Here is a 9,591-nt window from a genome sequence, read left to right as displayed (position 1 = left end):
CCACTTGCCAACCGTATGCTCGTGGACCCCAAGACGCTCGGCAACGTGGCGATTCGTGATCAGCAGGAGCAAGCTGGGATGAATGGCGCGAGCATTGGAAGTGAAGCAGGTGTTGCGGCTTATGTCGATAGTCTCGTCGATGTGATCGGCCATGCCTGCGCGATTTGGTGCTGCCGCTGATCGAGCGGCATGGGCCGATTGAAGCGTGGATTGTCGATGACACTGGCTTTCCCAGGAAGGGCAAGCATTCGGTCGGGGTCGCGCGGCAGTATTGCGGCCAACTCGGCAAGCAGGACAACTGCCAGGTCGCCGTCATCAATCGCCAACGTCGCGGCGAGCTTGCCGATTGCCTATCTGCCCGAGATCTGGGCCGACGATACCGGGCGGCGGCGTAAGGCGAAATCCCTGACAGCGTCGCATTCCAGACCAAGCCGGCCATTGCGCTCGACCAGATCCGAGCCGCGCAGGCGGCCGGAGTTGCGCCCGGCGTGGTGTTGGCCGACGCCGGCTATGGCGCGACGGCGCGTTCCGCACCGGCCTGTCGGCGCTCAGCCTCGACTATGTCGTGGGCGTGCAGCCGACCATTGCCACCCGCGCCTTGGCGTGGAAACGGGCGGGCGCCAGCCGCGTCCCTCGTAATGGCCGAGCCCGAGTTCCTGCTTGAGTTCCTGAAGTCGCGCTCGATGCGCCAGCGCAGCTTGGGCGGTGCTGACGAGTGTTTCGAGCGAAGCGGCGGCGGCAAGCGTGGAGAGCCAGTATTTGAGCGGTTCGGTATTGCCGTCGGGCCATTCGATCAGCGGCCATTCCTCGGCGCGAGGCTCGGTTAATGTGTAATCCCTTGACGCGGGCCTCACACGCATCGGCGGCGAAGCGGGAGCTGAGGTCAGTATTGGTGCCTTCCCGCCAGCCAATAGTCTGCCAGCCATCTTGCGGCAGTTCCCGCGCCAAAGCCTTGACTGACACCGGGCTGTGCTCGGGGCTGCGGCGCATCAGCAAGCAAAACCAATAGGATCAGCCTGCTTTTGAGGGTTTCCTCACCGCGTTTCGTTTGACGCGCGTCCAGTCAATACCATCAAGCAAAAGCGAGAACTCCTGGGCACTCATCTGCATCGCGCCATCGCGGATCGGCGGCCAAACGAACTTGCCAGCCTCGAGCCACTTCGTCGCTAAAATCATGCCTGATCCGTCCCAGTAAATGCAGCGAAGTCGATCCAGACACTTGGCGCGGAACACGAACACGTCGCCACAATAGGGATCGGCCGCAAGAGCTGACGTTACCAAAGCCACCAGGCCATTCATGCCGCGCCGGAAGTCGACAGGTTGCGTCGCAACCATGATCTTCACGCCATTTGGCGAAACTCCGATCACCGGCGCCCTCGCAACGCCGCCACCATCGCTTGTGCCAGCTCAGGCGCTACCGAGCCGATAACCCTCATGCGCGCGCCAGCAAGCTCGATCTCAATCCGACCTGCGGCGAAGTGGGCAAAATCCGACGGCGAGCTCTCGGGAGACGTTCGATCGCCAACCACCGTCACCGGCACGAACATCGCCTGCTGCGCACAGGTCTTGGAAGAGCGACGAGAGGTCAGGGCCAGCTTCCCGACGCCAGACGTTCAGCAAACCGCGATTGACGCCCCAGAGCCGGGTAACGGCCGAGGTTCCGCGCTTTCCGCAAGAATCCCGCCTTCTCCTCGTCAGTCCAATTCCGTCGCTGCCGCCGACCGGTGATCACCTCGATCCGACGATACGTTCCCTCATGCCTGGCTTCATGCATGCCTTCATCCATGACTTCAAGCATGGCATCAGCGTGATCTCCAACCATCCCATTCCGCTCCTATCGATGAAGAAGCTTATCTCGCGGCCTTAATCTCAAAAGGAAAGGTGGGGTGTTCGTCGCGCTCGCGAACGTTCACGACATTGGCAAGCGTGATCTCTGGCCGGGCCGGGGCAGTCAGAACCTTCGATATCTCATAGATTCTGCTGAATGGGATGCCCGCTTGGCGCACAGGTTTAGTGCAGATAGAGGTTCTACTCCATCGACCGATCGCGCGGGCACGTGAGTCATTACAAAGCCTTGGTTATCTAGTGCGAATCTTAAAACCTCTGTTTGCGCGTATTCATATGAACCTTTAATGCGGATTTTCAATATTCCGACATGGATCTTGCAAAAATGCTGCAGCTTTGGCTGCAAATCGCGATGCTGGTTCGAGGCCCCTGAGTTAATGCAAGCGGTTATCCGAACTTAAAGAGAACACCGAAGCCGCCTCTCGGGTAATTCCACTCGATCTCACCACTTGCCTCGCAAAGCACTCTGCACGTGCCGCACTCCATGCACCCGTCGGCGGTGATCTCCACTTGGCCCTGATCATTCAATTCATAGCATTTGGCCGGGCAGACACTCGTCAGGGCGTAGAGATTTACGCTCGGCCGCTGGTGCGGTCGCACTTTAATGTGCGGGCGTCCTGAATCGACTACGTAGCGGTTTTGGTAAAGCTTATCCTCTACGCGTATCTTGGACACTGCAACCGTCATCTCATCTCTCCTTCAGCGCCAGGCGCGCGCCAATCGGACGGCGTCACTGACAAGCCCCAAGCGCGAGCGCGCCTTGATGAAGGCGGCCATGGTCGCCCGTTCCTTCTCGATTTTCGGGGTGCTGTCCACTCGCATGAAGTTCTGCGCGGCCTGCGACAGCAATTTTGGATAGGTTGTGAAGAAATTGCGGGAGTTGGTGTGCAGCAGGGCGGGCATGTCCTTGTATTTCCGCAAGTCTTTGATGACGAAAGACTTCTCCAGCATCGCCTTGTAAAGGCTGAGGTTCTCCTTGATCATCGGCTTCTTGCGATTCTTGATCTGGACGATAGCTTCGCCGGCGATGCGCCCCGACGTCATGGCGAGATTGGATCCCTCGCGGTGCACGGCGTTGTTGAGCTGCGCCGCGTCGCCGACGACGACCCAGCCGTTGCCAAAGAGCGGCGGGATTGCTTTGTAGCCACCTTCCGGAATGAGATGAGCGGCATATTCCTTGACTTCCGAACCCGCGATCAACGGCTTGACCGACGGATGATTCTTGAACTTTTCGAGCAGGTCATAAGGGCTCTCCATTGTCGCCGCGAATTCGGAAACGAGGCAGCCAATGCCGATCGAGATCGACTCTTTGTTGGTATAGAGGAAGGCGAGCCCGGCCATGTTGCGGGAGATAGTGCCAGCTGCCTCGATGACGCAGCCTTCGTTGGCCTTGAGGCCGAACCGCTGGTCAATCACCTCTTCGGCCAGGAAATGCATTTCCTTGACGGCGAGCGCCACGGTTTCGGGTTTTGGCGTTTCACGCAAACCCGCCCGCGTGCCGAGCAGTCCGTTGACGCCTTCTGCGAGAACGACCACGTCCGCAAGGATTCCGTCACCACCGCGGTCGGTGCGGACGCCGATCACCTTGCCCTTTGCGTCGCGGGCGAGTTCCGTCACCGTCGTCTCGCATAGAAGCGTCGCTCCGACCTCGCGCACCTTGCGCGAAAACCACTTGTCGAACTGGGCGCGAATGACCGTGTAGCGGTTGGGCCTCGACTCGTTGAAGTCATCCGACCGGTATTGCATCCCGATGTGGGATGTGTCGTCCATCATCCAGAAGCGCTGCTCGACCAAATGCCGCTCGAGAGGCGCATCATCTCGGAAATCCGGGATGATTTTCTCCAGCATGTCCGCGTACATGATGGCGCCCTGGACGTTCTTGGAGCCCGGATACTCGCCGCGCTCTAACTGCAGCACCTTCATGCCGCGGCTTGCCATGGTGTAAGCAGCTGCGTTGCCGGCCATGCCGGCCCCGATAACGATGGCATCGAACTTTTCCTCGGTCATGGCCGTGCACCCTCAGTTTGCAAGCTTATCGCGACTGTGCGGCGAAAGCCGATTGGTGAAGAGTTCCGTCAATGACGGCAGGAAACGGATCGCATCGGTGACGGCGCCGAGGTGCGCGAAATCGAAGATCGGCGCGTTGCCATCGGTGTTGATCGCTACAATGAGATCAGCTCCTTCGACGCCAACGCGATGCTGGATGGCGCCGGAAATGCCGGCCGCTATGTAGAGCTTCGGCCGGATAGTTTTGCCAGTCTGCCCGATCTGCCGATCAGCCGGCATCCAGCCCTTCTGGACCAGAGGGCGCGAACAGCCATAATCGGCCCCGATCGCCCGCGCGAGATTCTTCACGAGCTTCAGGTTCTCCGCCGCGCCGAGACCGAGGCCTCCGGCAACCACGACATCGGCATAGGCGAGATTGGCCTTTGCCGATTGACCATCGGACATGAAGCCGAGGACTTTGGTGACGATCTCTTCCTCGACCATCGGCACTTTGTGTTGAATGACACGCCCGACCTGATTATTCCCGCGCTGCGGCATTGCCATGACCCTCGGCCGCACCGTTGCCATCTGCGGCCGGCAGTTGAGCGTGTAGATTGTGCACAGCAGGGAGCCGCCGAAGGTCGGCCGGGTCGCCGCAAGGGAGCCGTCCGCATCCACATCGAGTTCGGTGCAGTCAGCCGTGAGCCCTGTCAACAAGGTCGTCGCCACGGAACCGGCAAGGTCGCGGCCGAGCGTCGTCGCCCCTAAAAGCAGAATTTCGGGTTTGTGGGTAACAACCAGATCCGTCAACGCTTTGGTGAAAGGCTCGTTCCGATAGTCGGTGAGCAGTGGGGTCTCGACGATGTAGGCAAGGTCGGCGCCATAAGCAAAAGCCTCTGCGATGGCAAACCAGGTGGCCTCTCCCGGCGGTCCGAGAACGACGCCGGCCAACTGGACGCCCAGCTTGTCGGCGAGCTTGCGGCCTTCGCCGAGCAACTCGAAGGAGACCGGATGGACCTGGCCGCGCTCCAGCTCGATAAAGACCCAAACGTGCCGATAGGCCTTAAATTGCTCGGGCAGCTCCTTCTTCATGCCGGCGCGGCCAGCGGCTGGAGGAGGGGTTTCTCGATTCGTGCTCAATATCGTCGCTCCTCGCCTTCACGCCTCGCCGTTGAAGGCAAGTTCGTCTTCCAGCGCCGGCTGGCGCGAGAAGATCCCGGCGATCAACTCATCCGCGAGATCGCGCGGCGTCTTTTCGGTGGTGTCGATTTGCTCTGCCTTTTCCACCCGCTCAGGAGGTGCAAAGACTCGCTTGACCACGGTTGGCGAGCCACGCAGGCCGCATTTGGTGAGGTCCTCAATGCCAGCGTCGGCAGCACTCCACTTGACGATCTCGCTGCGCGCGGCGCGCAGCGCGTCGTCGAGCGAGCCGCGGCGGATCTCGTTGGTGCCTTCCAGCATGGTAACGAGGCAAGGGAGCTTGCTCTTCAGCGTCTGCGTGCCACCTTCCGAGCGACGCTCCACCATGATCTCACGCGCATTGAGATCAATAGAAGCGATCTTCGCGACATAGGTGAGCTGCAGCAGGTCGAGGCGCTTGGCGATGCCAGGCCCGACTTGGGCGGTGTCTCCATCGATCGTCTGCTTGCCCGTGAAGACGATGTCAGGCGTGCCGAAGGTCTCTCCGATTTTCGCGATTGCTTGAGACAGAGCGAATGAGGTTGCAAGAGTGTCAGAGCCGGCAAAATGGCGGTCCGTCAGGAGTACGGCGCGGTCGGCGCCGTAGGTGAGCGCCTTGCGCAACGCGTCCTCTGCCATGGGCGGCCCCATAGTGAGCACGGTGACCTCTCCGCCATGACAGTCGCGCAATTCAAGGGCTTCCTCCAAGGCGAACAGGTCATAGGGATTGATGATGGTTGGCACACCCTGACGCATGATTGTGTTCGTCACCGGATGGACACGTATCTGTGCGGAATCCGGCACCTGCTTGATACAGATTACGATGTGCATGGCGATTTCTTACTCCCTCCCTATATGGATGGCGGGCTTGGCACTTCATATCCTTGCAAGCATCATAAGTGCCAACTACGTTGCATTCCTCTATCCCTTTGAAATGCAGGCGTTTTTAATTCTTGCGGCCCTATGGCTGGATTTGCCGACTTCTCGACATTGTCGTGTCGCAACCGTGACACGCTCATTCCTTCTCGAACGGCCTCAGGAAGGAGTCCAACGGGACGAAGGTGCGGCCCGGTGTGACGGGGTTGTCCGGATCGTGGTCCTTGAGCACCTTGAAGACCCGGTGCGTGAGCGGCGGGGAATTCGCGAAATCATCGTAGGCGCGTTCCAGCATGGCGCCTGCCCGGGTAGCGATCACCCGGTCGGGGAGACCGGAGAAGTCCTCTGAAGCTAGGTACTGCCCCATGCGCTTCATGATATGGAGTCGTGAGACATCAAGAACCTTCGGGTCATAGGAGACCCCAAGGACTGCGAAGAACTCCTCCGCAGCCGACAGGCGCTTCAGCCGCTCGAGGATGTCGTTGACATTGATGCGATTGCTGTCAGTTGAGCAACGGCACATTGGGTTCTCCCTGATCGTGAGCGGTGATCTCGAGACCATTTCGCCGCTAGCTGCCGCTGCAACCTGCGAAATGCGCTGTTCGAGGAATGAGAAGCGGTCGAAGGTAAGGCAGCCGCGTCGGCACTGGATCGCGTATTGGCTGGTGGCTGAGATCGATCCACCGATGCGACCGAGATGCCCATTACGGTGACACTGGGCGGGACGTCCTCGATGACCACTGCATTGGCGATGACCCGGCAATCGACGTGACTGAACGAGCCCGGGCTTTTCTGCCGCAGTGAATATAACGCCGGGCGACTGCTCGCCGTCTTGCAGGTCGTATCGTTGAGAAAGATTTGTCGTTTCATGAGCGCCTGCTCTTCTCCTTTGCAGGGACCGGATTGCAGCTTTTAGCCACGTGGCCGAGACCGGGAACCGTCCCGTAGTTTCTCCACGATGCCAGTTATAACTTCGAGCACACGGTCGACATCCTCGTCACAGCTATCGCGTGAGAATGAGAAGCGGATTGTCGCGTGTGCCACAGCATGAGGGATGTCCATCGCCCTCAAGACATGGCTCGGCTCCAGCGAACCGGAGGTACAGGCAGAGGCGGAAGAGCAGGCAATGCCACTACGATTGAGAAGAAGAAGCACACCCTCGCCTTCGACATGTTGGAAGGCGATGTTTGCCGTGTTCGGCAACCGCTCCAGCCGATCGCCGGTAACGAAGGAGTCTGGAACACGCTGGAGAACACCTTTCTCCAGGCGGTCTCGAAGCGACTTCAACCGTATGTTCTCGTCGTCCATGAATTTCAACGCGAGCTCGGCAGCCTTGCCTAAACCTACAATGCCGGGCGTATTCTCTGTACCCGCGCGTCGGTCGCGCTCCTGATGGCCTCCCTTAATCAGCGACGAGAAGGGCACGCCCCGTCTGAGATAGAGTGCGCCGACACCCTTTGGTCCATGGAACTTGTGTCCGGATAACGACAGCATGTCGATTGCAGTCGATTGCAGGTCCATCGGAACCTTGCCGACTGCCTGGACCGCGTCCGTGTGGAATAGTGCGCCGATTTTCTTGGCCATCTCGGCAAGCATAGCCACAGGGAAAATCGTGCCCGTCTCATTGTTCGCCCACATGATCGAAACGATTGCCACGCGATGAGTGAGGGCGGTCCCGTAGGCCTCAAGATCGAGTCTGCCATGGCGATCCACTGGGATCCTGTGCACCTTGACGCCGCGCGCCTTCTCAAGATGGGCGCAGAGCGACAGCACGGCTGGATGCTCGACTGCGGAAGTCACGATCTCTGTGCGGTCGGGCATCACCTCGAGCGCCGAAAGGATCGCCGCATTGTCGCTTTCCGTCCCGCCCGAGGTGAACGCGATCTCATCATCGAACTCCGCGCCGATCAGTGCTTGCAACTGCCGGCGCGCCTTCCTCACCGCCACGCCGACGGGGGAGCCAAAAGCGTGCGTCGACGAAGGATTTCCGAATTGATCCGTAAAGAACGGCAGCATGGCTTCAACCACTTCAGGATCGACCCGTGTCGTTGCATTGTTGTCGAGATAGATAGATCTCATGAGTGCAATCTCGGCGGATGGGAATGACGCAAAGGGCTAAGGGCTCGGTGGTCTCGTTGAGGATCGATTAATAGTGACCAAGGCAAGCAGACCAGGGGTCCCGGCGCACAACGGTTTGACGTAGCCTGATCGCGGTTGCCATCGACAAGGTCGCAGTCTCCGCCGTCAGCGCGCAGGTGAGAACGCATGCCCTCGGGAGCGGTTCCGTTCAGTCGAATTCGCTGCAGCGTCGTCATTTGCCGGACCTTCCCGCTGAGACCTGAACTGTTTCGGGCGGCGCGGTTGTACGGGTCCCGGAAACGATTGCTGCTTTCACAGCGGCTCCGACCGCGCCGTGCTCTTGAGCGCGCGGACCTCTTTTGTGCCGGTCGGGAAGGCCTCCTCTTTCTTAATGTGGCCTTCGTTGACCAACGCTGCGCGAAGCCGGAAAACCACTGCTTCGATGGCTTTGAAGCATGTGACCTGGCTGCGAGGCTTGGCGTCGTCAGTGACCCGCTCAATCGTGGTGAGCTTGTTGATAAGGGCATCCCTCTGATCAACACTTCATCGACACCGAGGTCTTTGTAGAAGAAGGCGCCGGCCTCCCGATCCTCGACGCATTCCCGACCGCGGAAAAAGGCGGTCGCAGCATAACCAATCGCTGAACAATGCATCGTCTCCGGCGGCAGACGATTGAAAAATCCTGCCAAATACTGATTGGTGATCCGGAGTGCTTCATAGACGATTTTGCCGATGATGAGTTCGGTAGGCTTCGACGAGCGGACGATAGCGTAGAGGCAGCGGCGCATCTGAAATTTCGCGGACATAATCGGTTGCACCACCGGATCGACTCTGTTCTTCAATTCAAGCGCACTGCCGCCGGCCATGGCACGTACCTCGGTCTCACTGGCTGCTTGCAGAACGCCGGTATCCCTCTGATGGAAAAACTGTTCCTTGACCTTTTCGCTATAGTTCAGCATAGCCCTTCCTCAGATCCGGTGATCAGCCGAAGGACTTGCCGCAAGCGCATTTCTCCCGCGCGTTGGGATTGTCGAAGACAAAGCCGGAGGATTCGAGCCCCGTGACGAAGTCGATGGTCATGCCGGCCACATGTCGTTGGGAACCTAAGTCCACGAACACCTTGACCCCATCTGTTTCGACGACCGCGTCGCCCTCGCGCGCGGAGCTCTCCAGCCCCACCACGTATTTGAAGCCGGCGCAGCCGCCCGCCTCGACCATGATGCGAAAACCTTTCACCTGTTCGGCGGCTTGGGAAAGCGCAGAGTTCATGACGGTGACGGCATTTTCGGTGAGCGTGATCATGCGATGATTTCTCCTTAGTCGATGGCGCGGTCGCGGATGACCGTGCATGTACCGTGCCAAAGAGAGAAGACACTCGGGAACAGGAGGATGTCTCTGCCACCCGGTGCTGGATGTCCCACGTCATCGGAAATCCCGAAGACGGGTCGATTCCGACACTTCTGCCAAGGCATCTCTGTGCGCCAATTTCCGGCCGAGGCCCTCATCTCCGCCGGATGAAAGTTCGTCGCAGTTCTGCGCAAAATGCCGGGGAACCAATGTCTGCTGTCGGACTTGTCCATTAGGCGAGATCTGGTATTTGGCCTCAGCTCCCCCGTTGATTAAACC

At 59.3% G+C, this 9,591-nt stretch carries 11 protein-coding genes and 2 pseudogenes; 3 read left to right on the top strand and 10 right to left on the bottom strand.

What is annotated here, in order from left to right; genetic code table 11:
* Both BN77_RS34325 and BN77_RS32920 read left to right on the top strand, forming a co-directional pair.
* The coding region (locus BN77_RS34325) for a hypothetical protein (protein ID WP_167540392.1) at nt 1–180 on the top strand (180 nt) is incomplete at its 5' end.
* Nucleotides 168–563, top strand: a pseudogene (locus tag BN77_RS32920) (transposase); the annotation flags it as partial. The gene BN77_RS34325 and the pseudogene BN77_RS32920, both read left to right, overlap by 13 nt.
* Nucleotides 564–617: 54 nt before the next feature.
* On the opposite strand, the pseudogene BN77_RS35340 reads toward BN77_RS32920, so the two are convergent.
* Both BN77_RS35340 and tnpB read right to left on the bottom strand, forming a co-directional pair.
* Nucleotides 618–993, bottom strand: a pseudogene (locus tag BN77_RS35340) (IS701 family transposase); the annotation flags it as partial.
* A gap of 18 nt (nt 994–1,011) precedes the next feature.
* Nucleotides 1,012–1,368 carry an IS66 family insertion sequence element accessory protein TnpB gene (gene tnpB / locus BN77_RS29120; protein WP_007539090.1) on the bottom strand — a complete coding sequence of 119 codons (357 nt, stop codon included), beginning with the start codon at nt 1,366–1,368 and terminating at the stop codon, nt 1,012–1,014.
* Nucleotides 1,369–1,627: 259 nt separating this feature from the next.
* On the opposite strand from tnpB, the gene BN77_RS34515 reads away from it, so the two are divergent.
* A complete protein-coding gene (locus BN77_RS34515) occupies nt 1,628–1,867 on the top strand; it encodes a hypothetical protein (RefSeq protein WP_007539086.1) in 240 nt (79 codons plus the stop codon).
* Nucleotides 1,868–2,232: 365 nt separating this feature from the next.
* Here the strand turns inward: BN77_RS34515 and BN77_RS29110 are convergent, their stop codons facing one another.
* From BN77_RS29110 to BN77_RS29075, 8 genes are all read right to left on the bottom strand, one after another.
* Nucleotides 2,233–2,532 (bottom strand): ferredoxin family protein, encoded by a 300-nt coding sequence (locus BN77_RS29110; RefSeq protein WP_007539082.1) that lies wholly within the window; start codon nt 2,530–2,532, stop codon nt 2,233–2,235.
* A 12-nt stretch (nt 2,533–2,544) separates the two neighbouring features.
* Nucleotides 2,545–3,852, bottom strand: a complete 1,308-nt coding sequence (locus BN77_RS29105; RefSeq protein ID WP_007539080.1) for an FAD-binding protein — start codon at nt 3,850–3,852, stop codon at nt 2,545–2,547.
* A gap of 12 nt (nt 3,853–3,864) precedes the next feature.
* Nucleotides 3,865–4,974, bottom strand: coding sequence for an electron transfer flavoprotein subunit alpha/FixB family protein (locus tag BN77_RS29100; protein WP_028748977.1), 1,110 nt, complete (start codon nt 4,972–4,974; stop codon nt 3,865–3,867).
* A gap of 15 nt (nt 4,975–4,989) precedes the next feature.
* Nucleotides 4,990–5,841 (bottom strand): electron transfer flavoprotein subunit beta/FixA family protein, encoded by an 852-nt coding sequence (locus BN77_RS29095; protein ID WP_007539075.1) that lies wholly within the window; start codon nt 5,839–5,841, stop codon nt 4,990–4,992.
* A 184-nt stretch (nt 5,842–6,025) separates the two neighbouring features.
* Complete coding sequence (gene nifW / locus BN77_RS29090; RefSeq protein WP_007539073.1) at nt 6,026–6,409, bottom strand: nitrogenase stabilizing/protective protein NifW; 384 nt, start codon at nt 6,407–6,409, stop codon at nt 6,026–6,028.
* A 389-nt stretch (nt 6,410–6,798) separates the two neighbouring features.
* Nucleotides 6,799–7,965, bottom strand: coding sequence for a cysteine desulfurase NifS (gene nifS, locus BN77_RS29085; RefSeq protein WP_007539072.1), 1,167 nt, complete (start codon nt 7,963–7,965; stop codon nt 6,799–6,801).
* Nucleotides 7,962–8,924, bottom strand: a complete 963-nt coding sequence (locus BN77_RS31670) for an iron-sulfur cluster scaffold-like protein (RefSeq protein WP_007539070.1) — start codon at nt 8,922–8,924, stop codon at nt 7,962–7,964. Before BN77_RS31670 ends, nifS begins: the two co-directional genes overlap by 4 nt.
* Before the next feature lie 22 nt (nt 8,925–8,946).
* On the bottom strand, nt 8,947–9,267 hold the full coding sequence (locus BN77_RS29075) for a HesB/IscA family protein (RefSeq protein WP_007539067.1): 321 nt from the start codon (nt 9,265–9,267) through the stop codon (nt 8,947–8,949).
* Between the last annotated feature and the right edge of the window lie 324 nt (nt 9,268–9,591).

It is taken from the genome of Rhizobium mesoamericanum STM3625 (assembly GCF_000312665.1).
GTDB lineage: Bacteria > Pseudomonadota > Alphaproteobacteria > Rhizobiales > Rhizobiaceae > Rhizobium > Rhizobium mesoamericanum.
The sequence above is the reverse complement of the archived record's forward strand: the minus strand, read 5'-3'. Positions and strand labels throughout refer to the sequence as shown.